This is a genomic window from Mesorhizobium sp. W016, from assembly GCF_054719485.1.
In genome coordinates this window covers 1,128,219-1,149,781 of record NZ_JBTTIF010000002.1, presented here as the reverse complement: position 1 = coordinate 1,149,781, position 21,563 = coordinate 1,128,219, and the positions used below count along the sequence as shown (strand labels likewise).

Genomic DNA, 21,563 nt, shown 5'->3' with positions numbered 1-21,563 from the left:
AGGGGAATACCAATGACAATCCAAATGAAATCAACCATCGCCGCCGCGCTGATGCTCGCCGGCCTCGGCTTCGCCGCCCAGGCCAATGCCGACGCCGTCGACGACATCACCAAGGCCGGCGCCATCAATGTCGGCATCTTCTCCGACTTTCCGCCCTTCTCCTCGGCCAGCGCCGATATGAGCATCAAGGGTTACGACGTCGACGTCGCGCAGGCGATCGCCGATTCACTCAAGGTGAAGCTCAATCTGGTCAGCGTCACCGGCCAGAACCGCATCCCGTATCTCACCGACAAGCGCGTCGATATCCTGATGAGCGTCGGCTATTCCAAGGAGCGCGAGGAGGTGATCGATTTCGCCGCCGCCTACGCGCCCTATTACATCGCCGTCATCGGTCCGGCGGCGCTCTCCGTCAAAGGCAAGGAAGACCTTGCCGACAAGTCGATCGCCGTAAATCGCGGCACGCTGGAGGATACGTCGCTGACCGAGGCGGCGCCGGCATCGGCCGACATCAAGCGCTTCGACAACTACAACTCCGTCATCCAGGCCTTCATCTCCGGCCAGACGCAGCTGATGGTGGTCGGCAATGATGTCGGCGCCCAGGTGCTGGCCAAGCAGGACGCGCTGAAGCCGGAGCAGAAGTTCCAGCTCTTGACCTCGCCCTCGCATATCGGCCTCAACAAGAAAGAGGACCGGCTGAAGACGGCGGTCAATGATGCGGTTGCCAAGATGCTGGCCGACGGCAAGCTCGATGAGAGCTCGAAGGCCTGGCTGAAGACGCCGCTCAATCCCGACAACCTCAAGGATTGAGTTCTCGTGGCCTTTGCCTGGCTCCCAGGTGCTGTGGGCGACATCGCGCGCGGCGCGGCCACGACGATCCTGTTGATCGTCGTGACCACGCTCGTGGGCACGCTGCTCAGCATCCTGGGCGCTGCCGGCCGGCGCAACGGCCCGGTATTCGTGAAGCGCGCCATCGCGGTCTATGTCGAGGTGATGCGCAACACGCCGTTCCTGGTGCAGCTGTTCTTCATCTTCTTCGGCCTGCCCAGCCTCGGCATAAGGCTCGATCCGATCCTGGCCGCCATGCTGGCAATGACGCTCAACATGGCGGCCTACACGATTGAAATCGTCGGCGCCGGCCTCGATGCCGTGCCCGGCGGACAGACGGAAGCCGCCTTGGCACTCGGGCTTCGGCCACGCCAGGTGTTCGTCAAGATCGTGCTGCCGCAGGCGCTCAAGGTGATCTACCCGGCGCTGACCAGCCAGATCGTCATCATGATGCTGGAATCGGCCGTGGTGTCGCAGATCGCCGTGCGCGAGCTGACCTATGAGGCCGACATGCTGCAAGCCCGCACCTTCCGGTCCTTCGAAACCTATTTCGTCGTGACCTTGGTCTACCTCGTCCTGTCCATGGCCTTGCGCCGGCTGCTGGTCACAGGCGGGCGCCGCGTGTTGGGGGCAGGTGTCACATGATCGAATTCACCTTCTGGGACATCGTTCGCAATCTGCTGCTCGCCGCCCGCTGGACGGTGCTGTTGTCGCTGGCGGCCTTTGTCGGCGGGGCGGTGGTAGGGCTGATCGTGCTGTTCTTCCGCATCGCCGAAAATAAATGGAGCCGGCGCATCGCTTCCGGCTACATCGCCCTGTTCCAGGGAACGCCGCTGTTGATGCAGCTGTTCCTGATGTTCTTCGGCCTGCCGATGCTCGGCCTGCGCATCGAGCCATGGACGGCAGCGGTGCTCGGCCTGACCTTCTTCGCCAGCGCCTATCTGGCCGAGATCTGGCGCAGCGGCGTCGATGCGCTGCCGCGCGGGCAGTGGGACGCTGGCGCCAGCCTTGGGCTGCACCGTCTGCAGGAGCTCAGGCTGATCATCCTGCCGCAGGCGTTCTCGATCACAAGGGCGCCGATCGTCGGCTTCCTGGTGCAGTTGATCAAATCGACGGCGCTGACCTCGATCATCGGCTTCGAGGAGCTGGTCAGAACCTCCAACGCCATCAACAACGCCACCTTCGAACCGTTCAAGGTCTACGGGCTGGTGGCGCTGATCTTCTTCGTCATGTGCTTTCCACTGACGCAATACGCCCGTACGCTCGAACAACGAGCGGCGGCCCACTGACGCCAGGCGGCGACAGTGCGTGAAGGGAACCTGCCGGAATAGAACGGCATCAACTGAGGAGAAACCAGATGAACAGACTGATTGGAAAATCCCTGACACGGCGCGGCGTGCTTGGTGCGGGCCTCGCTACAGCCGGCGTGCTCGCCATGCCGTCGATCCTGCGCGCGCAGGACAAGTCGCTGAAGGTCGGCGTCTATGGCGGCTATTTCAAGAAATCCTTCGACGAGCACGTCTTCCCCGATTTCACCAAGGCCACCGGCATTGCAGTGGAATCGGTCGCCGAGCCGACCGGCGAAGCCTGGCTGGTGCAGCTCGAACAAGCGTCCAAGGCCGGCCAGGCGCCGGCCGACCTTTCGATGATGTCGCAGACCTCGACGCTGAAGGGCCAGTCGACCGAATTGTGGACGCCGCTCGATACGTCGAAGTTCAAGCACTACAACGACCTCTTGCCGCGCTTCGTCAACAAATATCCGGATGGCCGGGTCGCCAGCATCGGCGCCGTCGCCTGGTGGATCACGCTGGTCTCCAACACCGATGTCTACAAGGATGCGCCGACCTCATGGGAGACTCTGTGGGACAAGGCCAATGAGGACAAGCTTGGCCTTCTGGCACTTGCCTCGAACTCGTTCCTGCTCGAAGTGACAGCCAAGACCTTCATGGGCGGCACCAATGCGCTCGACACCGAGGACGGACTGAACAAGGCGTTCGAAAAGCTCGCCGAGCTCAAGCCGAATGTCCGGCTGTGGTATCGCGACGAGGCGCAGTTCGAGCAGGCGCTGAAGTCGGGCGAGATCCCGATGGGCCAGTATTATCACGACGTCACCGGCCTCGCGGTCGCCGACGGCTTCCATGTCCGCTCGACCTTCCCGAAGGAAGGCGGCATCCAGGATTCCGGCAATTGGGTGCTGTCGCGCGCCTCGACCAAGGTCGACGAGGCGCATGCATTCATCGACTATATGAGCCAGCCGTCGATGCAGGGTCTGATGTCGCGCAAGGTCGGCACCACGCCTACGCTGAAGAAAGAGGTGCTCGACCTCAAGCCGGAAGAGTTCGCCGCGGTGTCGTCGGATATCGATCCGATCATCCCGCGCTATGACCTCTATACGTCGAAGGCCGACTGGATCAACCAGAAGTGGACCGAGCTGATCGTCGGCTGAGCCGCCCGTTCCGCTTGAAAACTGATCGGCCGCCGGATTTCCTCCGGCGGCCATTTCCTGGAATTGCTCCAGCGCACAGCCTGAGAGGGATGAGCATGTCCGGACTAGATATCAACGCCGTCACCAAAAAATTCGGCAACTTCGCCGCCGTCGACAATGTCCAGCTCAACGTGCCGCATGGCACGTTCGTGTGTCTGCTCGGCCCATCGGGCTGCGGCAAGACCACGCTGCTGCGCATGATCGCCGGGCTGGAGGAGCCGACCAGCGGCGCCATCGTGCTCGACGGCGAGGACATCACGCCTTTGCCGACGCACAAGCGCAATCTCGGCATGGTGTTCCAGTCGCTGGCGCTGTTTCCGCATCTCTCTGTCGGCGACAACATCGCCTATGCGCTGCGCATTCGCGGCGCCTCGAAGGAGGAGCAGAAGAAACGCGTCGACGAGTTGCTGGGCCTGATCCATCTGACCGGCTTTGCCGACCGCCCGGTGGCCAAACTGTCGGGCGGCCAGCGCCAGCGCGTGGCGATCGCCCGGGCACTGGCGCTGTCACCAAAGCTGTTCCTGCTCGACGAGCCGCTGTCGGCGCTCGACGCCAAACTGCGCGAGGCCATGCAGGTGGAACTGCGGCAGCTGCAGCAGCGGTTGGGCATCACCACCATCGTCGTCACCCACGACCAGCGCGAAGCCATGACCATGGCCGACCTGGTCGTCGTCATGGGCCACGGTAGGATCCTGCAGGCGGCGCCGCCCATCGAGATCTACCGCAAGCCGGCCGACGCCTTCGTCGCCGACTTCATCGGCATCACCAATCTGCTGCCGGCCGAGATCGACAGCACCGGGCGCACCACCATTCTGGGCACAGCCATTCCGGGCCTTGCCATGCCGGCGGGTCAGACCAAAGCGTCTGTTTCGGTTCGCCCGGAGGATGTGCATCTCGGCAGCCCCGGCGGCTCGGCCATCACCGGCGAGGTGAGTTTCGTGCGCGATCTCGGCGGCACCATCGAGACCTTCGTCGACGTCGGCGGCACCAGCATCATTGCGGTGACGACGCCGCGCGAGCGGCATGACGTGCCGGTCGGCGCCAAGGTCGGCGTAACATTGCCGCCGGCAAGCTGCGTGGTGCTCGGCGCATGAGACGCGAAGCCCCGAAGTCGATAGCCGACTACACGCCGCTGTTCTTTCCGGCGCTGATGCTGGTCGTCTTCTTCGTCGTGCCGTTCTCGACGATGATCGCGGTCAGCTTCTTCAAGCGCAACCCGTCTGGTTTTTACACGCCGGATTTCGTGTTCGACAATTACGCCCGCTTCCTGTCGGTGTTCTTCGGCGGCGTGCTCGGCTTTTCGCTGCTGCTGGCGGTGCTGGTCGCCGTCTGCTGCGTCGCCATCGCCTTCCCCTTCACCTACCTTTTGACCCGTCGGCCGCGCCGCGTGCAGACGCTGTGGCTGGTCGGCCTCCTGTCGGTGCTGTCGCTGTCGGAAGTCATTATCGGCTTTGCCTGGTCGACGCTGTTTTCGCGCACCGCCGGCATCACCAATTTGTTCGTGGCGATCGGGCTGATGGACAAGCCGGTGGCGCTGCTGCCCACCTTTGGCGCGGTGCTGACCGGCATGGTCTACCAGGCGCTGCCCTATACGATCCTGGTGCTGTACCCCGCCCTCGTGCGCCTCGACCCGACATTGCTCGAGGCAGCGCGCACGCTCGGCGCCTCGCCGATCCGCGCCTTCTTCAACGTCGTCGCGCCTGCGCTCAGAAACACCATCGTGGCGACGCTGATCATGGTTTTCGTCTTTGCGCTCGGCTCCTATCTGCTACCGCAGATTCTGGGACGGCCGCAGCACTGGACGCTGTCGGTGTTGATCACCGACCAGGCGATCTACCAGTCCAACATGCCGTTCGCGGCCGCAATGGCGGTGTTCCTGGTGCTGATCTCGCTGGCGCTGGTCGGATTGACACTGCTCGTCGGACGAAGGGAGAACGCCTTATGACCGCGACCTTGCTGCGCCGTGTCTATTTCACCATCGTCGCGCTGTTCCTGGCGGCGCCGCTGATCGTCGTCGCCGGCGTGTCGGTGAATTCGCGGCAGGAGCTCTCCTTCCCGCCGGTCGGTTTCTCGCTCGCCTGGTACGCCCAGATCTTCACCGATCCGGAATGGCGGCTGGCGCTGATCCATTCGGTGACGCTGGCCGTCTGTTCGGCGGCGATCGCTGTTGCGGTGGCGCTGCCGCTGGCCTGGTTCCTGTGGCGGCGCATCGCGCCCTGGGCAAACATCTTTCAGGTGCTGGGGCTTGCCCCCTTCATCCTGCCGCCGGTCATCACCGCGCTCGGCTTCCTCTCCTTCTGGGCGACGGTCGGGCTGTTCGGCCAGTTCTTCACCGCCATCATCAGCCACGCCATCTTCTTCGTGACGCTGCCGCTGGTGACGCTGTCGCTGGGCTTTGCCTCGATCGACCGCTCGCTGGTAGAGGCCGCCGCCACCATGGGCGCCGACGACCGCACGGTGCTGAAGACCGTGGTGCTGCCGCTGATCCTGCCCTACCTCGTCTCGGGCTACGCCTTCGCCTTCGTCTTGTCGCTCAACGAATACATCGTCGCCTACATGACGATCGGCTTCACCACCGAGACGCTGCCCATCAAGATCTTCAACGCGCTGCGCTACGGCTACACGCCGACCATGGCTTCGGTCTCGGTGTTCTTCGTGGCGGTGGCGGCACTGGTGTTCGGCTCGATCGCCAGGTTCGGCGATATACGCCGGCTGCTCGGCGCGATGTCGTCGGACGGGAGCTGAGCGCAGCCACGCCAAACGAGAACGGCCGCCGAACCCGGCGGCCGTTTTGCTTTTAATGGCTGAAGACGAGCGGCGGCGCGATCCGATCCCGCCGCAGCCAGCGCGCGAGCAGCAGCACCGCCACCACGGCCAGACCTGACGCCAGGCCGATCCAAATGCCGACGCCGTGCAGGCCGAAATGGAAGGCGAGCAGCACGCCGAGCGGCAGGCCGATGCCCCAATAGCCGATCGCGGCATAGATCATCGGCACCTTGGTGTCGTGCAGGCCGCGCAGCATGCCGGCGGCAACGGCCTGCGCGCCGTCGAAGATCTGGAACAGCGCCGCAAAGGCAAGGAACGACACGGCCAGCGCGATCACCCTGGCATTGGCCGGATCGGTCATGTCGATGAAGGCGCCGATCAACAGATGCGGCCACAGCACCATCACCAGCGCCATCAGCGCCATGGACGAGACGCCGATGACGAAGGCGGTCCAGCCAGCGCGCGAAACGCCTGCCGGATTGCCGGCGCCATGCGCCAGCCCGACACGCACGGTGACCGCCTGGTTGAGGCCGAGCGGCACCATGAAGGAGATCGAGGCGATCTGGATGGCGATGGCGTGCGCGGCGAGCGAATCCGCATCGATCAGGCCCATCAGCAGGGCTGCGGCGTTGAAGATCGTCACCTCGAAGGCGAGGATGCCGGCGATCGGCATGCCGAGCCGCACCAGACCCTTGAAGCGCGGCCAGTCGGAGCGCCAGAAGCGGCCGAACAGGCGGTAGCGGCGGAACTTCTTCTCCAGCATCACCACGGCTGCCAGGCCGCAGAACATCAGCGTGCTCGACAGGGTGGTCGCCAGCCCCGAACCGGCAATGCCCATTGAGGTGACGCCGAGATTGCCGAACATGAACACCCAGTTGAAGAAGGCGTTGCAGGCAACGGCGACGAAGACGATGATCAGCGCCCAGCCCGGCCGCTCCAGCGCCGAGATGAAGGAACGCAGCACGATATAGCCGTAGAAAGGCAGCACCGCCCATTCGAGCCAGCGCAGATAGATGCCGGCCTGACGCGCCAATGCCGGCTCCTGGCCCATGGCCAGCAGAATGGCCTCGCCATGCCACAGCACGATCCAGATCGGGATCGAGATCAGGATCGCCAGCCACAGTCCCTGGCGCACGGTGCGACGCAAATCGCGCACCGAATAGCGGCGGCGGCCAAGCTCGGTGGCGATCATCGGCGAAGTCGCCAGCATCAGGCCGAGGCCGAAGATCAGCGGCATGAAATAGAGGTTGGCGCCGAGCGCGCCGCTGGCCAGCGTGTCCGCGCCCAGACGCCCCATCATCATGACGTCGGTGGCGGTCATCGCGGTCTGGCCGAGATTGGTCAGCACCATCGGCCAGGCCAGCGCCAGCGTCGCCCTGATTTCCTGACGCCAAAGATTTTCCGGCGCACGAGCGCCGGCTTCGATCGCAGACATTGTCCTGCTCTTTCCGATTGCGGCGCGTCGGCAACGAGGCCGGAAGCCGCACTTCCAAACGGCAAAACCTTCGGTTTCGCAGCGTTTGCGTCGTTCTATTGGACGAAATGCGACATGAAGGCAAGGGAGGACGGGCAGCCGGCGATTGAGCCAGAGGCGGGAACCCCCTCCTGTCCGGCCGCCCTTGGATCAGCCGATGCTTTCGCCACCGTCGATCACCAGCGCCTGGCCGGTCATGAAGGATGAGCGGTCTGAAACGAGGAACAGGATCGCTTCGGCGATCTCCTCGGCGCTGGCCCAGCGGCCCATCGGAATCCTGGTGCGGACATAGGTTTCGATCGCATCGCGTCCGCCCATCTGGGCGATGAACGGCTCGTTGAAAGGCGTGTCGACCCAGCCCGGGCAGAGCGCGTTGACGCGCACATTGTGCCGGGCATAGTCGAGCGACATCTGCCTGGTCATCGCCACCACGGCATGTTTGGACGTGGCATAGGCGATCATCTCGCGGTCGTAGAAGACGCCCGAATTCGAAGCCGTGTTGAGGATGACGCCGCCGCCTTGCGCGACCATTGCCGGCATGACCAGCCGCGCGGCCAGAAACTGCGCCCGTACATTGATGCGCCATGACGTATCCATACCATCGACCTCGACCTCGGTCAGCGTGCCGCCGACCTGGATGCCGGCGTGATTGTGCAGAATGTCGATGCGGCCATACTTGCCGAGAGTGCCTGTGATGAGCTTCTCGACCGCGGCGTCGTCAGAGACGTCGGTAACAACGGCCTCGGCCTGCCCGCCCACTGCCCGGATGTCCGCCGCTGTCGTCTCGCCGCTGGTCTTATCCCGGTCGGCGATGACCACCACAGCGCCTTCCCTGGCCATGATCATGGCGCCGGCGCGGCCGATGCCGGAACCGGCGCCCGTCACCACGGCGATGCGGTCTCTAAGGATCATGAATTTGTCTTTCAGCTGGATGGCTTGTTCAGTTTGACGGCTGGCGCTGGCGCAGCTGCCATTGGGCAAGCACCACCAGAAGAACCGAGGCGACGAGCACGATGGTGGCGATGGCGTTGATTTCCGGCGTCACGCCGCGCCGGATCGAGGCGAAGACATAGATCGGCAGCGTCGTCTGCGCGCCGGCGACGAAGAAGGCGACGATGAAATCGTCGAAGGAGAAGGTGAAGGCGAGCAGGAAACCGGCGATCACCGCCGGCATGATCTGCGGCAGCACGATCGAGCGAAACGTCGTCAGCGGCGTGGCGTAGAGATCGCTCGAGGCCTCGACCAGGTTGCGGTCGAGGCTGGCGAGACGCGTGCCGACGATCATCGTTACCAGCGCCATCGAAAACAGGCCATGGGCGGCGATGATTGATCCATAGCCGAGCGACAGGCGCGGCGGCTGGTCGTTTGGCCAGATCGAGGCGAGGAACGGATTGAGCACGCCAAACAACTGGACCAGCGCGACGAGCGTCGAGATGCCGATGACGACGCCGGGAACGACAATCGCGGCACCCATCAGCGCGTCGAAGACGGCGCGGGTTCTGAGCCCGACCCGCGCCAGGCCGAGCGCCGCTGCCGTGCCGCACACCGCCGCCAGAAGCGCGCTGGTGGTGGCGATGAACAGGCTGTTCTTCAGCGCCTCGACCAGGAACGGGTTCGACAGCGCCGTGCCGTACCACTGCACCGAAAAGCCGGTGAACTCGCTGGCATGGCGGCCGGCGTTGAAGGAAAACAGCACGACCAACGCAATCGGCAGATAGAGGAAGGCGAAGACGGCTGTGACGAAGGCGCGCATCAGATCAGATCCACCCTGCGGGCGCCCGACACCCGTGTCGAAACGCGGTTTGCCGCGATCAGAACCACCACCGAAACCGCCACCAGCGTGATGGCGATGGCCGATCCGAACGGCCAGTTGCGCGACTGCAGGAACAGGTCGACCAGCGCATTGCCGATGAAGAACACCTTGCCGCCGCCAAGCAGCGTCGGGATCAGGTATTCTCCGAGCAGCAGGATCATGACCAGCGAGAAGCCGGTCATCACGCCCGGCAGCGACAGCTTCAGCGTCACCCCCAGAAAGGTTGAGAGCGAGGTCGCGCCGAGATCGGCGGAGGCTTCCAGCAGCCTTCGGTCGAGCCGCTCGAGACTGACATAGATCGGCAGGATCATGAGGGGCAAATAGCCGTAGACGATACCGAGCAGCACGGCGCCCGGCGTGTTGATCAACCTGACATCCTCGATGCCGACAAAGGCCAGCAGTGCGGGAATGCCGCGTCCGCCCAGAATGTACATCCAGGCATAGGTGCGCATCAAAAGGCTGGTCCAGAACGGAATGACGACGAGCGCAAGCAGGATCAGCCGCCAGCGCTCCGGCGCCTTCAGGGCAAGGTAGTAGGCGACCGGGTAGGCGACGAGCAGACAGGCAAGCGCGCCCACCGGCGCCAGCATCATCGTGTTCCAGAAAGCGGTCGCCCGCGCCGGGAGGTTGGCGTATTGCGCCACCGTGAAGGCGGCCTGGTAGCCGCCCTCCGGCGCCCGCTCGCCGACGCTGAACACGGCAATGGCGACGAACGGCAAAACCAGAAACACCACCAGCCACGCTGTAGCCGGAGCGAGCAGCAGCGCTGTCAGGATGTTATGCCGAAATCTGTTGCCGTGCATAGAAACCGCCCCGATGCCGGCGGACCTAGGCCCGCCGGTTTTCCGTTTGCGTCAGGCCAGCCTCAAGCCGACTTGAAGCGCGCCATCAGCTCGGCGCGACCCGGATCGGTCAGTGTTGCCGCCGCGCCGAACTCAAGCGGTGTCAACAGGTCGGCCGCCGGGTAAAGGATCGGATTGTCGAGCACTTCCTTGGGCAGCAGCTTGTTGACGCGAGCGTCGGTCGAGGGCGCGCCGTTGGCGAGATGCTCCTTCACAGCAACCTCCGGGGTCATCAGATAATTGAGCAAGGCATAGCCGGCCGGCTTGTTCGGCGCGTCCTTCGGGATGGCGTAGAAGTCGGTCCAGATCTCGCCGCCCTCCTTGCCCAGCACATAGGCGATCTCCGGGATATCGCGATGCAGCTGTGCGCCATCATTCGTCCAGCACATGGTCAGCCAGGCGTCGCCCGCCCGCATGCCCGGCTGGTAGTCGGACGAGACCGCGAACAGATGCGGCTTGACCTTGAGCAGCAGCTCCTCGGCCTTGGCGAGTTCATCCTGCTTCAGCGAGTTGAAGGAATAGCCGTAATATTTCAGCGCGTTGCCGATGGTGGTCAGCTGGTAGTCATGCACCATGGTGCGGCCATCGCCCTCAGCCATGGCGACGTCCCAGAATTCCTTCCAGCTCGTCATCGGCTTGGCCAGCTTCTTGGTGTTGACGGCAAAGCCCGTGGTGCCCCAGTTCTTCGGCACCGCGTAGGTCGTGCCGTCGATCGTGCCTTCCGAGGTGAAGCGCGGGTCCTCCTGGGAGCCGTCGAAATTCGGCAGCTTGGCCATATCGAGCGGATCGATGATGCCGAGCTTCTTGTAGGTCGAGATCGTGTAGTTGGTCGGCACGAACAGGCTCCAGCCCGAGGCGCCGGCCTGCAGCTTGGCCAGCATCTCCTCATTGGAGCCGAACACGTTGACCTCGACGGCGACGCCGGTGTCCTTCTTGAAATTCTCGAAGGTCTGCGGGTCGTGATAGTTCGGCCAGGTGGCGATCGACATGCGGTCGCCGAGGTTTTCGGCGGCGAAGGCCGGCGTCGGCATGATGCCGAGCTCGCGCGCCATCACCGCGGTTGCGATGCCCAGGCCGGTGAGGCCGAGGAAATCGCGGCGCCCGATCGAGCCGCGCTTCAGGCGCATCAGCTGGTCGACGAAGTTCTCAGGGCTAATCGGCAGTCCGTCACGATATGATTTCGACATTTTTTGCTACCCTCTGGTTGGTCCCGTTGTTCTTGGTCTCCGGAAACGCCAGCGGCGTCCCGGAGGCAAAGCCGATGGCGACGGGTTCACCCGGCTTGAAGAGATTGCCATGGCCGATCACATGGTCGGCCTTGGCCAGCAGCGTTCCGATGCCCTGCACCTCGATGGCGTATTCCGCCGTCGAGCCCAGGAAGATCCGGTTGCGCACGATGCCCTTGAAAGGGCTGCCTTTGGTGGCGCCGAGGCTTAGCGATTCAGGACGCAGGCTGACGGAAACGGTCTCGCCCTGCTGCAAGGCGGTTCGTTTGCGCGCGGCAATGACGGTTCCGTCCGCCAGCGCCACATTGACAAGATCGCCTGTATGCCCGGCAACCTTGCCGCTCAACAGATTGGTCTTGCCGACGAAGTCGGCGACGAACAGGTCGGCCGGCTCGTCATAGATCTCGCTTGGTTGCCCGAGCTGTACGATGCGGCCGCCGTTCATGACGCAGACGAAGTCGCTCATCGACAGCGCCTCCTCCTGGTCGTGGGTGACCAGCACGAAGGTGATGCCGATCTCGCGCTGCAGGTTCTGCAGCTCGATCTGCATGTCGGTGCGCAGCTTTTTGTCGAGCGCTGCCAGCGGCTCGTCGAGCAACAGCACGGCCGGCTTGTTGACCAGTGCGCGCGCCAGCGCGACGCGCTGCTGCTGGCCGCCGGAGAGTTCGTGGATCTTGCGGCGGCCATAGCCGGCGAGCCGCACCATTTCGAGCGCCTCGCCGGCGCGCCGGCCGATTTCCTGCGACGACAGGCGCGGCCGTGCCTGGCGCAACCCGTAGGACACATTGGCTTCGACATCGAGATGCGGAAACAGCGCGTATTGCTGGAACACCATGTTGACCGGCCGACGATAGGGCGGCGTTCCGGCCATGTCCCGGCCACGGATGAACACCTGGCCTTCGCTCGGCTGCTCGAAGCCGCCGATCATGCGCAGGCATGTGGTCTTGCCGCAGCCGGACGGTCCGAGAAGGGCGACAAAGGCGGAGGGCGGCACAGCGAGATCGATGCCGCTGACGGCGGTCACAGCGCCATAGCGCTTGGTGACGCCGCGAAACTCGATGTCGGGCACTGCGGTCAAAGTGCTGGCTCCAGCAACAGGGCTATTCCAGGACGCTACCAGAGCCAATGGCGTCTAGTATATACCTCGCTGGTGGTATATCTGATCTATTTTCTCGTTTAAGGGGGTATAGATTGAGTGCGTCCCGCAGCGACGAATACAGCCGGCTCGCAGCCCTTGTCGCGGCGACACGGGAGACGAGCGGCGACCTGTTCGGCAAGGCAATGGTCGGCTGGTTGAGCCAGCATGTCGGCTTCGACCACTGTGTGATCTTCGGTTACCGCGGCGCCTCGCGACCGCCGCTGCTGTTCGAAACCTTCTCGCCGGCCGAGAGCCATGTCTTCGTCACGCTCTATCAGGAAGGACCTTATCTTCTCGACCCATTTCATCACGCGGCGGTGGAGCGCAAGGAGGGGTTCTGGCGCATGCGCGAACTGGCGCCCGACCGCTTCTATGCCAGCGAGTATTTTCGCACCTACTATAGCCAGACAAGGCTGGCCGAGGAGGTCGGCTTCTTCGTGCCGCTGCCCGGCAAGGATGCCCTGGTGCTGTCGCTGATGCGATTGCACGCCTCGGGTCCCTTCGGCACCGCCGATGCCAGGCTGCTGCGCGACATGGCGCCGGCGGTCATCAACTTCGCCCGGTTGCGCTGGCCCGCACTTTCGGCCGAGGAGCAGGACGAAGCGGAGCAGGGCGAGACGATCGCCGCCGTCAACGAGTTCGACCGCGCCCACATTTGGGAAAGCCTGTCGCTGACCCCGCGCGAAAAGCATGTCGTCGATCTGGTGCTGCAGGGGCATTCCACCGAGTCGATCGCAAGAGCCATGCGCATCGTGCCGGGAACGGTGAAGGTTCACCGCCGCAACATCCACCGCAAACTCGGCATCAAATCCCAGGCCGGGCTGTTCGCCCGCTTCATTGAGATCATCGAGAGCCGGCGTTGAAATCGCTGAGGCAGACATCGTTCACTTGCGGGCGACAGACTGCTACGGATTGCCCGAAACCAGTCGCTTCCTCATACGCCCCGGAGAGCAGACGATGGCATTCAGGCGCAGAAAGAACACGGCCGCGATCCCTCGCACGGTGCCGGCTTTCGAGCACATCGTCACCGAGGCGAGCGACAGTTTCCTGTGGCGGCTCGACGACTATCCCTGGGAGCGCAATGTCTGGAATTTTCATCCGGAATACGAGATCCATCTCCTGAGGAAGTCTTCCGGGGTCGCGCTGGTCGGCGATCACATCGGCGAATTCGGGCCGGGCTACCTGAGCATCGTCGGCGGCGGGCTGCCGCATGACTGGGTGACATCGGTGCAACCCGGCGAGCTGATCGAAGGACGCGACATCGTGCTGCAATTCGATCCGCAGCGGCTGCGCGGCTCGGCGGGACTGCTGCCTGAGCTGCGCGAACTAGAACCGTTCCTGGAGCGATCGCTGCGCGGCATCGTCTTCCATGGCCGCGCCGCGCTCGACGGCGCTGCGCTGATGGAACGGATGGGCACCGTGCACGGGCTCGCCCGGTTTTGCCTCTTCCTCGAACTGGTCGATCTGCTGGCCAGGACAGACGAATACGAGCTTTTGTCCTCGCCGGATTTCTCACCCGCGCTCGACGCAACCTCGCTGGACATCATCCAGCGCACGCTGACCTATCTCTTCCAGCACTTCGCCGAGGACCTGAAGCTGCCGGAGGCGGCGGAGCTGGCGGGGATGAGCGAAAGCACGTTTTCGCGCTTCTTCCAGAAAAACACCGGTAACAGTTTCAGCGACCACATCGCCAAGCTCCGGCTCTGGCAAGCCTGCAAGCTGCTGGCGGACACCGATATTCCGATCACCGACATCTGCTTCCAGGTCGGCTACATGAACATCTCCAACTTCAACCGCGCCTTCCTGCGCAAGCACCGGATGACGCCGTCATCCTACCGCAAGCTGTCGAAGCAGCGGATGACGATGCGCGCCTGAAAACCGGCCTTCCTCACTCCATCGGTACTCATGTGACAGAGGCCGTGCAGGCGGGCCGGATTTTGCAGCGCACAATGCATAAAAGTACAGGTCTGCTGCAACGGGGCTTCTAGCGCGGCCTTTAGCAACTCCTCATTTTGGCGATGGGTGGCTTGTCGCTCGGGCGATGGCGAGGATCGCGCAACCGAAGACTTACGCTTCCTGCGACTGTTCCTGGAGGAGAAAATCAATGAAACCAATTCGGCTCGCTGCGAGCATAAGCGCAGCTTTCATGCTTACCACGACCCTCTCGACCATGGCGCTGGCGGCGCCGGTCTGCTCGGCGCCGGTCAAGGTGCTGGCGCAACCGCGTGACGGGCTGACGCTGCTGGAAGCGTCCAAGGACGAGTTCCAGAAACTGGCCGGCGCCAGCTTCCAGATCGACTATCTCAACGAGAACGACCGCCGGGCAAAGTCGCGCGCCGATGCGTCCACGGTCGGCAACTACAACGTCTACTATGTCGACGAAGCCAATGTCGCGCTGTTCGCCTCGTCGAAATGGATCGTGCCGCTCACCGACTATTACCCGGCTGACTACGACTACGCCGATTTCGACCCGGGCCGGCAGAAGGTCGCCACCTATGACGGCAAGGTGTGGTTCGCGCCGCTGACCGGCGGCGGCGACCTGATGGTCTACCGCAAGGACATTCTGGAAGCCGCCGGCATCCAGCCGCCGAAGTCGCTGGACGAGTTGATCGCCGACGTGCCGAAGCTGACCGATCCCGACAAGGGCATGTACGGCATCGCGCTGCGCGGCGCGCGTGGCTCGGGCGCCAATGTCTGGCGCTGGATGCCGTTCTTCAAGGCCTATGGCGGAAAATGGTTCGACGGTGACAAGCCGGCTTTCAACTCCGAGGCCGCGGTCAAAGCGACCGAGACCTATCTTAAACTGTTCAAGGATTCAGCGCCCGGCACGCAGACCGGCAGCTGGGACGAATCGACCGGCGCCTTCCTGTCGGGCCAGGTTGCCATCTTGGTCGAATCGACGCCGCTGTCGGGCATGGCGGTCGACCCGAAGACCTCGCAAGTGGTCGGCAAGATCGGCTTCCTGCCGCCGCCCTCGCCACTGACCGGCGGCGGCTACGGCCACGGCCTCGCCATCGCCGCCAAGGCCAATGCCGATGACGCCGCGAAGCAATGCGCCGGCCTGTTCATCGCCTGGGCGACGTCGAAGGAGAACGAGAAGCGCCGGCTCGACGCGCACCAATTCGGCGAGCTCAACCGCACCAGCGTGCTGTCCAGCAAGGAGTTCGCCGACATCTATGGCGCCGATCTCGGCCAGGCGCTTGCCGATACCGGCAAGGTGACGGCGGTGAACTTCTGGCAGGATCCGCGCTGGCCGGATCTCGGCGACCGCTGGGGCATCATCCTGGAAGAGCTGGTCAGCGGCACGCGCACCGACGTCAAGGGCGGCCTCGACGAACTCGAGGCCTACGCCAACGAGCTGGTGAAGAAGAAGTAATCCTCCCGCCCGCGGCGCGCGGTCCACGGCATTCGACCGGATGCCGGGACCTGTGCGCCGCGGGTCTCTCCAAAAAGGCACAGCCCGAGGATAGGCAATGCGCCGACGCTCTTCCCTGCCCGTGACGTTTCTGGTTCCGACGCTCGCCATTCTTCTGGTGCTGTCGATGGTGCCGACGCTGTACGCCATCGTCATTGCGCTGCAGAACCGCGAGCTGAGCTCGTCGGACTATTCCTGGGTCTGGCTGTCGAACTTCATCGACCTGTTCGCCGACCGGCGTTTCCTCAACGCGGTCTGGGTTTCGGTGAAGTGGGAAATCGTCACCGTGGTGGCGACGATGATGGTGGCGATCGGGCTCGGCGTGCTGATGTTCGAAGTAGCGTCGCCGCGGCTGCGCAACATCTACTGCCTGCTGTTCATCATCCCGGTGCTGTTGCCGCGTGTCTCGGCGGCCTTCGTGTGGAAGTTTGCCTATCATCCGCTCTACGGCATCGCCACCTATCCCTACAGGCTGATCACCGGCGGGCTGATCTTCGACCCGCTGTCGAAGCCGTCGATTGCCCTGTTTGCCGTCGCCTCGGTCGATGTCTGGCAGTGGGGACTGTTCTTCGCGGTCATCGTGCTGAAGCTTCTGGAGACCTTGCCGCCACAGCCGATCGAAGCGGCGCGGCTCGACCACGCCAAACGCTGGCAGATCCATGCCTATGTGACCTTGCCTATGCTGAAGGCGCCGCTGATCAGCCTGATGTTCGTCAAGATGATCGAATCGCTGCGCTCCTTCGACCTGATTTATGTGATGACGCGCGGCGGGCCGGGCGTGGCGACCGAGACGCTCGACATGTACGCCTTCTCGCAAGGCTTCATCGAATCCGGCAAGGTGTCCTATGCCTCGGCCATGGCGGTGCTGATGATGATCGCGACTGTCATCACCTTCACCATGCTGTGGAAGCGGGTGCAGGCATGAGGCCGTATCGCATGAGACCGGGCCGCCTCATCGGCAAGATCATCCTAGCCTTCGCCGGCTTCATGGCGGTGTTTCCGCTCGCCTGGACGGCGGTCAATTCGCTGAAGAACAATGTCGACATCATCACCCGCGTGCCGCGCCTGGTGTTTACCCCGACCTTCGACAATATCAGCTACATCATCGGCCGCGACAGCGTCATGACCGGTCTCTATAACTCGGTCATTTCCTGCGGCGTCGCCGTGCTGATCGGCGTCATGCTCGGCCTTCCGGCAGCCTATGCGGTGGCGCGCTATCCCAATCGCTTCGCTGGCGACATCCAGTTCTTCGTGTTGTCGCTGCGCTTCCTGCCCCCGGTGGCGGTCGCCATTCCGCTGATGGTGATCTGGCTGCAGATCGGGCTCTACGACACCTTGCCGGCGCTGATCGTCACCTATTCGCTGCTCACCATCTCGGTGATCATGTGGCTCGCCATTCCCGCCTTCCAGGCCGTGCCGAAGGAAATCGAGGAAGCCGCTTTCGTCGACGGCTACGGCGCTTACTCGGTGTTCTGGCGCATTGCGCTGCCGGTAGCGGCGCGCTCGCTGATCGGCGCCGTCGCCTTCAGCTTCGTGCTGGTGTGGAACGAATTCCTGATCGCGCTGATGCTGTCCAGTTCCAACGCCAAGACATTGCCGATCGTCGCTTCCGAACTTTCACAGCAAGGCATGAACGTGCCGTGGGGAATCCTCAACGCCTCGGTCGTGCTGTTGTCGCTACCGCCGCTGCTGTTCCTCGGCGTGCTCAGCGGCTTCCTGAATTCCGTTTTCCGGCAAAAAAAGACTTGATGCGAGGACTTACCTATGCGGGCACTGGTGCTTGAGAAAAAAGGCGAACTGTCGCTGCGCGAGATCGCGCTGCCGCTCGACGTCGGACCGGGCGATGTCAAGATCGCCATCCACACGGTCGGCGTCTGCGGCAGCGACGTGCACTATTACACCCATGGCGCCATCGGCAGCTATGTCGTGCGGGCCCCGATGGTGCTCGGCCACGAAGCCGCGGGAACGATCGTCGAGATCGGCGCCAATGTCGGCACGCTGAAGGTCGGCGACCGCGTCTGCATGGAGCCGGGCGTGCCGAACCTGTCGTCGCGCGCGACCAGGCTCGGCATCTACAATGTCGACCCTGACGTCTCCTTCTGGGCGACGCCGCCTGTGCATGGCGTGCTGGCGCCCTATGCCGTGCACCCGGCCGCCTTCACCTACAGACTGCCGGACAATGTCACCTTCGCCGAAGGCGCGATGGTCGAACCCTTTGCCATCGGCATGCAGGCGGCGCGCCGCGCCCGCATCGTGCCTGGCGACGTCGCCGTCGTCGTCGGCTGCGGCCCGATCGGCATCATGATCGCGCTGGCGGCGCTGGCCGGCGGCTGCTCGAAGGTGCTGATCTCCGATTTTTCCGCACCCAAGCTCAAGATTGCCGCGCAATATCCCGGCATCGTGCCGGTCAATATAGGTGAGCAATCGCTGGTCGACGCAGTCTCCGCCGCGACCGACAATTGGGGCGCGGATATCGTGTTCGAGGCGAGCGGCAGCCCGAAGGCATTCTCCGACCTGTTCGATGTCGTGCGGCCGGGCGGCGCGGTGGTGCTGGTCGGACTGCCGGTCGAACCGGTCAGCCTCAACGTTCCGGCGGCGATCTCCAAGGAAGTGCGCATCGAGACGGTGTTCCGTTACGCCAACATCTTCGACCGCGCGCTGCAGCTGATCGCCTCGGGGAAGGTCGACCTCAAGCCGCTGATCACCGGCACTTATGATTTCTCGGACAGCATCGAGGCCTTCGAGCGGGCGGCGCAAGGCAAGCCGCAAGACGTCAAGCTGCAAATCCTTCTTACCGGCGAGAAGGGCTGACCATGTCCGCGATCGTTTGCTCCCATGTCGACAAGGCTTACGGCGCCACTACCGTCATCCGAGACCTCAATCTCTCGATCGAGGAGCACGAATTCGTCGTATTCCTCGGCCCGTCCGGCTGCGGCAAGTCGACCTTGCTCAGGATGCTGGCCGGACTGGAGGATATCAGCGGCGGGGAAGTGTCGATCGGCGGCAAAGTGGTCAACGATCTCGAGCCCGGCGAGCGCGGCATTGCCATGGTTTTCCAGAACTATGCGCTCTACCCGCATATGACGATCTTCGACAATATCGCCTTTGGGCTCAAGCGACAGAAAGTGCCCCCGGCCGAGATCCGGAAGCGGGTCGAGGCGGTGGCAACGACGCTCGGCCTCGAACCTTACCTCGCCCGCAAGCCGACCGAACTTTCCGGCGGCCAGCAGCAGCGCGTGGCGATTGCGCGCGCCATGATCAAGACGCCGAAAGTGTTCCTGTTCGACGAGCCGCTGTCGAATCTCGACGCCAAACTTCGCAACCATATGCGGGTCGAAATCGCCCGCCTGCACCAGTCGCTGAAGACCACTACCGTCTATGTCACCCACGACCAGCTCGAAGCGATGACGCTGGCCGACCGGATAGTGCTGCTCAGGGATGGCGTCATCGAACAGATCGGCTCGCCGGCCGAGATCTATCGCCAGCCGGGCAATCTGTTCGTCGCCGGCTTCATCGGTACGCCGAACATGAATTTCATCGACGTGGCCGTCGGGCGGAAGGACGAACGCTGGACGCTGACAGGCGGCGGCTCGACCTTCTTCATAGAAGGCCTGGGCTTCGATCTGCGCGGCGTCCATCGCGCCGTGCTTGGAATCCGACCGCCGGACCTGAAGACCGCCGGTGCTCAGAGCATCAATCTTCTGCAAGGCACCGCCGACCTCATCGAGTTCCACGGCAATGACGCGCTGGTGACGTTCGCCTGCGGCGGCAAGGAGGTCGGCGCGTTGGTATCGGCCCGCGAATGCCCGGCGTTGCGCGCGCCTGTGCGCTACACATTCGAGGAGGAGAGCGTGCATCTGTTCGACGCGGCGACCGGCGCATCCTTGCGCCGGCGAGAGGAGGCCTAGATTTGGTACGCAATTCCGGACGGAAAACCGTTTCACGCTTTTCCTGGAATTGCTCTAGTTGATGGCGTCGAGCGCCTGCCGCTGGCGGTGCATTTCGAGGAAGATCCTGTAGTCGCGGTCGAAGCGGCCTGACGCGGTCGGGTTCGAGGTGCGCGCCCTGCCGCCTTGCTGCATGGCGACGCAGGCGGCATTCAGGTCCGGGAACAGGCCAGCGGCAGTGGCGGCGACCATGCCGGTGCCGAGCAGAACGGCTTCGTCGGCCAGCGGCTCGATCACCGCGCAGCCGGTGGCGTCGGCATAGAGCTCCATCAGCAACGGGTTCTTGGTGTGGCCGCCGGTGACATGCAGCGTGTCGATGAGATAGCCGTTCTCGTTCAGCGCCTCCAGCACATGGCGCACGCCGAGCGCGATGCCGACGGCGGTGCGCCAATACAGCTTGCACAGACTGTCGAAGGAGGAATCCAGCGTCAGCCCGCTGACCACGCCGACGGCATGCGGGTCGGCAAGCGGCGAGCGGTTGCCGTGGAAATCCGGCAGCACATGCAACCTCGCCGCCAGCTTGTCGCCTTCGGTGCTGCGCAGTTCAGCGACGCGCCTGGCGATCTTGGCATGCATGGCCGCATCCGGCTCGCCGCCGGCGCCATGCCAGCGGATGATGTGGTCGAGCAAAGCCCCGGTAGCCGACTGGCCGCCTTCCGACAGCCAGAGCTTTGGCAGTGCGGCGCCATAGTATGGACCCCAGACGCCGGCGAAAGGCTGCGGATCGGGCGACATGGCCATGACGCAGGACGAGGTGCCGGCGATCAATGCCAGATGGCGGCCGATATTCTGCTCGTCGCCAGCAAAGCCGCCGAGCACGCCAAGCGCGCCGGCATAGGCATCGATGACGCCGGCGCCGACCCGACAGTTTTCGCTCAAGCCCAACTCCGCCGCCGCTTCAGGGGTGAGCGTACCGATGTCGGCGCCGACAGCACTTGCCTTCTCCGGCAGGCTGCCGTGTTCGAACAGATCGCCAAGCCCGACCCTGTCGAAGAAGTCCCGGCGCCAGCCGGTTTCCTCATGCGCCAGATAGGTCCATTTGGCGGTCAGCGTGCATTGCGAGCGCGCCAGCGACCCGGTCGCCTTCCAGGTCAGGAAATCGGTGAGGTCGAATAGGTAGCCGGCTTCATGCCAAGTTCCCGGCAGATTGCGCTTCAGCCACATCAGCTTCGGCGTCGCCATTTCCGGCGACATGACGCCACCGATATAGTCGAGTACGGCGTGGCCGCTATCGGTGCATTCATCTGCCTCGGCGATGGCGCGATGGTCGAGCCAGACGATGGTGTCCCAGCGCCGTTCGCCCGTCACCGAGACGCTGAGCTGGCCGGCATTCCTGTCCAGCACCACCAGCGAGCAGGTGGCGTCGAACGACATGCCGACAATATCGTCGGCTGACACACCGGCCTTTTCGCGCGCGGCACGCACCGCGATGCACACAGCCGACCAGATATCCTGCGAATTGTGCTCGGCGTGATCGGCCTGCGGCTGGTTCATGACGATCGGATGCTCGGCGCGGCCGAGCAAGGTGCCTGACGTATCGAGAATGCCCGCGCGGGCGCTCCCGGTGCCGACATCGACCGCGCAAACGAAGCTTTTCGTCAAGATGCTTTTACTCTCGCTCCCTAGAGCCGG

At 63.8% G+C, this 21,563-nt stretch carries 21 protein-coding genes; 14 read left to right on the top strand and 7 right to left on the bottom strand.

What is annotated here, in order from left to right:
- Positions 1-12: 12 nt before the first annotated feature.
- The 7 genes from ACYG9V_RS06140 (at position 13) to ACYG9V_RS06110 (ending at position 6,055) form a co-directional block, all read left to right on the top strand.
- Positions 13-807, top strand: a complete 795-nt coding sequence (locus ACYG9V_RS06140; protein ID WP_352515096.1) for a transporter substrate-binding domain-containing protein — start codon at positions 13-15, stop codon at positions 805-807.
- Positions 808-813: 6 nt separating this feature from the next.
- Entirely contained in the window at positions 814-1,470 is a 657-nt protein-coding gene (locus ACYG9V_RS06135) for an amino acid ABC transporter permease (RefSeq protein ID WP_023683571.1), read from the top strand.
- Positions 1,467-2,114, top strand: coding sequence for an amino acid ABC transporter permease (locus tag ACYG9V_RS06130; protein WP_023671276.1), 648 nt, complete (start codon positions 1,467-1,469; stop codon positions 2,112-2,114). The genes ACYG9V_RS06135 and ACYG9V_RS06130 overlap by 4 nt, the downstream gene beginning before the upstream one ends.
- Before the next feature lie 68 nt (positions 2,115-2,182).
- A complete protein-coding gene (locus ACYG9V_RS06125) occupies positions 2,183-3,271 on the top strand; it encodes an ABC transporter substrate-binding protein (protein ID WP_460221923.1) in 1,089 nt (362 codons plus the stop codon).
- Positions 3,272-3,366: 95 nt separating this feature from the next.
- Positions 3,367-4,404, top strand: a complete 1,038-nt coding sequence (locus tag ACYG9V_RS06120) for an ABC transporter ATP-binding protein (protein ID WP_023671274.1) — start codon at positions 3,367-3,369, stop codon at positions 4,402-4,404.
- Complete coding sequence (locus tag ACYG9V_RS06115; RefSeq protein WP_023671273.1) at positions 4,401-5,255, top strand: ABC transporter permease; 855 nt, start codon at positions 4,401-4,403, stop codon at positions 5,253-5,255. Before ACYG9V_RS06120 ends, ACYG9V_RS06115 begins: the two co-directional genes overlap by 4 nt.
- A complete protein-coding gene (locus ACYG9V_RS06110; protein WP_023671272.1) occupies positions 5,252-6,055 on the top strand; it encodes an ABC transporter permease in 804 nt (267 codons plus the stop codon). Before ACYG9V_RS06115 ends, ACYG9V_RS06110 begins: the two co-directional genes overlap by 4 nt.
- A 52-nt stretch (positions 6,056-6,107) precedes the next feature.
- Here the strand turns inward: ACYG9V_RS06110 and ACYG9V_RS06105 are convergent, their stop codons facing one another.
- From ACYG9V_RS06105 to ACYG9V_RS06080, 6 genes are all read right to left on the bottom strand, one after another.
- Positions 6,108-7,511 (bottom strand): MATE family efflux transporter, encoded by a 1,404-nt coding sequence (locus ACYG9V_RS06105; protein ID WP_352764800.1) that lies wholly within the window; start codon positions 7,509-7,511, stop codon positions 6,108-6,110.
- 189 nt (positions 7,512-7,700) lie between these two features.
- Complete coding sequence (locus ACYG9V_RS06100; RefSeq protein ID WP_023806247.1) at positions 7,701-8,462, bottom strand: SDR family NAD(P)-dependent oxidoreductase; 762 nt, start codon at positions 8,460-8,462, stop codon at positions 7,701-7,703.
- Between the two features lie 28 nt (positions 8,463-8,490).
- Entirely contained in the window at positions 8,491-9,303 is an 813-nt protein-coding gene (locus ACYG9V_RS06095) for an ABC transporter permease (RefSeq protein ID WP_023671267.1), read from the bottom strand.
- Entirely contained in the window at positions 9,303-10,166 is an 864-nt protein-coding gene (locus ACYG9V_RS06090) for an ABC transporter permease (protein ID WP_023806248.1), read from the bottom strand. Before ACYG9V_RS06090 ends, ACYG9V_RS06095 begins: the two co-directional genes overlap by 1 nt.
- 62 nt (positions 10,167-10,228) lie before the next feature.
- The gene (locus ACYG9V_RS06085; protein WP_023806249.1) at positions 10,229-11,392 is read right to left on the bottom strand and encodes an ABC transporter substrate-binding protein; all 1,164 of its coding nucleotides are present in this window, start codon (positions 11,390-11,392) and stop codon (positions 10,229-10,231) included.
- Positions 11,373-12,509 (bottom strand): ABC transporter ATP-binding protein, encoded by a 1,137-nt coding sequence (locus ACYG9V_RS06080; protein WP_023700452.1) that lies wholly within the window; start codon positions 12,507-12,509, stop codon positions 11,373-11,375. The genes ACYG9V_RS06085 and ACYG9V_RS06080 overlap by 20 nt, the downstream gene beginning before the upstream one ends.
- Positions 12,510-12,622: 113 nt before the next feature.
- On the opposite strand from ACYG9V_RS06080, the gene ACYG9V_RS06075 reads away from it, so the two are divergent.
- From ACYG9V_RS06075 to ACYG9V_RS06045, 7 genes are all read left to right on the top strand, one after another.
- On the top strand, positions 12,623-13,432 hold the full coding sequence (locus tag ACYG9V_RS06075; RefSeq protein WP_023742274.1) for a helix-turn-helix transcriptional regulator: 810 nt from the start codon (positions 12,623-12,625) through the stop codon (positions 13,430-13,432).
- Between the two features lie 94 nt (positions 13,433-13,526).
- A complete protein-coding gene (locus ACYG9V_RS06070) occupies positions 13,527-14,444 on the top strand; it encodes an AraC family transcriptional regulator (RefSeq protein WP_023671262.1) in 918 nt (305 codons plus the stop codon).
- Between the two features lie 229 nt (positions 14,445-14,673).
- Positions 14,674-15,945, top strand: a complete 1,272-nt coding sequence (locus tag ACYG9V_RS06065; RefSeq protein WP_050485738.1) for an ABC transporter substrate-binding protein — start codon at positions 14,674-14,676, stop codon at positions 15,943-15,945.
- Between the two features lie 97 nt (positions 15,946-16,042).
- Entirely contained in the window at positions 16,043-16,909 is an 867-nt protein-coding gene (locus tag ACYG9V_RS06060; RefSeq protein ID WP_023700455.1) for a carbohydrate ABC transporter permease, read from the top strand.
- An 11-nt stretch (positions 16,910-16,920) separates the two neighbouring features.
- A complete protein-coding gene (locus tag ACYG9V_RS06055) occupies positions 16,921-17,733 on the top strand; it encodes a carbohydrate ABC transporter permease (RefSeq protein WP_023671259.1) in 813 nt (270 codons plus the stop codon).
- Positions 17,734-17,748: 15 nt separating this feature from the next.
- Positions 17,749-18,795 carry an NAD(P)-dependent alcohol dehydrogenase gene (locus ACYG9V_RS06050; RefSeq protein ID WP_023700456.1) on the top strand — a complete coding sequence of 349 codons (1,047 nt, stop codon included), beginning with the start codon at positions 17,749-17,751 and terminating at the stop codon, positions 18,793-18,795.
- A 2-nt stretch (positions 18,796-18,797) separates the two neighbouring features.
- A complete protein-coding gene (locus ACYG9V_RS06045; RefSeq protein WP_023700457.1) occupies positions 18,798-19,892 on the top strand; it encodes an ABC transporter ATP-binding protein in 1,095 nt (364 codons plus the stop codon).
- Positions 19,893-19,946: 54 nt separating this feature from the next.
- On the opposite strand, the gene ACYG9V_RS06040 is transcribed toward ACYG9V_RS06045, so the two are convergent.
- On the bottom strand, positions 19,947-21,533 hold the full coding sequence (locus ACYG9V_RS06040; RefSeq protein WP_023700458.1) for an FGGY-family carbohydrate kinase: 1,587 nt from the start codon (positions 21,531-21,533) through the stop codon (positions 19,947-19,949).
- Positions 21,534-21,563: the final 30 nt, after the last annotated feature.

Bases quoted from the DNA above. Each gene is read 5' to 3' on its own strand.
- ACYG9V_RS06140 (WP_352515096.1), top strand. From the start codon at position 13: ATGACAATCCAAATGAAATCAACCATCGCCGCCGCGCTGATGCTCGCC.
- ACYG9V_RS06130 (WP_023671276.1), top strand. From the start codon at position 1,467: ATGATCGAATTCACCTTCTGGGACATCGTTCGCAATCTGCTGCTCGCC.
- ACYG9V_RS06125 (WP_460221923.1), top strand. From the start codon at position 2,183: ATGAACAGACTGATTGGAAAATCCCTGACACGGCGCGGCGTGCTTGGT.
- ACYG9V_RS06120 (WP_023671274.1), top strand. From the start codon at position 3,367: ATGTCCGGACTAGATATCAACGCCGTCACCAAAAAATTCGGCAACTTC.
- ACYG9V_RS06115 (WP_023671273.1), top strand. From the start codon at position 4,401: ATGAGACGCGAAGCCCCGAAGTCGATAGCCGACTACACGCCGCTGTTC.
- ACYG9V_RS06110 (WP_023671272.1), top strand. From the start codon at position 5,252: ATGACCGCGACCTTGCTGCGCCGTGTCTATTTCACCATCGTCGCGCTG.
- ACYG9V_RS06105 (WP_352764800.1), bottom strand. From the start codon at position 7,511: ATGTCTGCGATCGAAGCCGGCGCTCGTGCGCCGGAAAATCTTTGGCGT.
- ACYG9V_RS06100 (WP_023806247.1), bottom strand. From the start codon at position 8,462: ATGATCCTTAGAGACCGCATCGCCGTGGTGACGGGCGCCGGTTCCGGC.
- ACYG9V_RS06095 (WP_023671267.1), bottom strand. From the start codon at position 9,303: ATGCGCGCCTTCGTCACAGCCGTCTTCGCCTTCCTCTATCTGCCGATT.
- ACYG9V_RS06090 (WP_023806248.1), bottom strand. From the start codon at position 10,166: ATGCACGGCAACAGATTTCGGCATAACATCCTGACAGCGCTGCTGCTC.
- ACYG9V_RS06085 (WP_023806249.1), bottom strand. From the start codon at position 11,392: ATGTCGAAATCATATCGTGACGGACTGCCGATTAGCCCTGAGAACTTC.
- ACYG9V_RS06070 (WP_023671262.1), top strand. From the start codon at position 13,527: ATGGCATTCAGGCGCAGAAAGAACACGGCCGCGATCCCTCGCACGGTG.
- ACYG9V_RS06065 (WP_050485738.1), top strand. From the start codon at position 14,674: ATGAAACCAATTCGGCTCGCTGCGAGCATAAGCGCAGCTTTCATGCTT.
- ACYG9V_RS06060 (WP_023700455.1), top strand. From the start codon at position 16,043: ATGCGCCGACGCTCTTCCCTGCCCGTGACGTTTCTGGTTCCGACGCTC.
- ACYG9V_RS06055 (WP_023671259.1), top strand. From the start codon at position 16,921: ATGAGACCGGGCCGCCTCATCGGCAAGATCATCCTAGCCTTCGCCGGC.
- ACYG9V_RS06050 (WP_023700456.1), top strand. From the start codon at position 17,749: ATGCGGGCACTGGTGCTTGAGAAAAAAGGCGAACTGTCGCTGCGCGAG.
- ACYG9V_RS06045 (WP_023700457.1), top strand. From the start codon at position 18,798: ATGTCCGCGATCGTTTGCTCCCATGTCGACAAGGCTTACGGCGCCACT.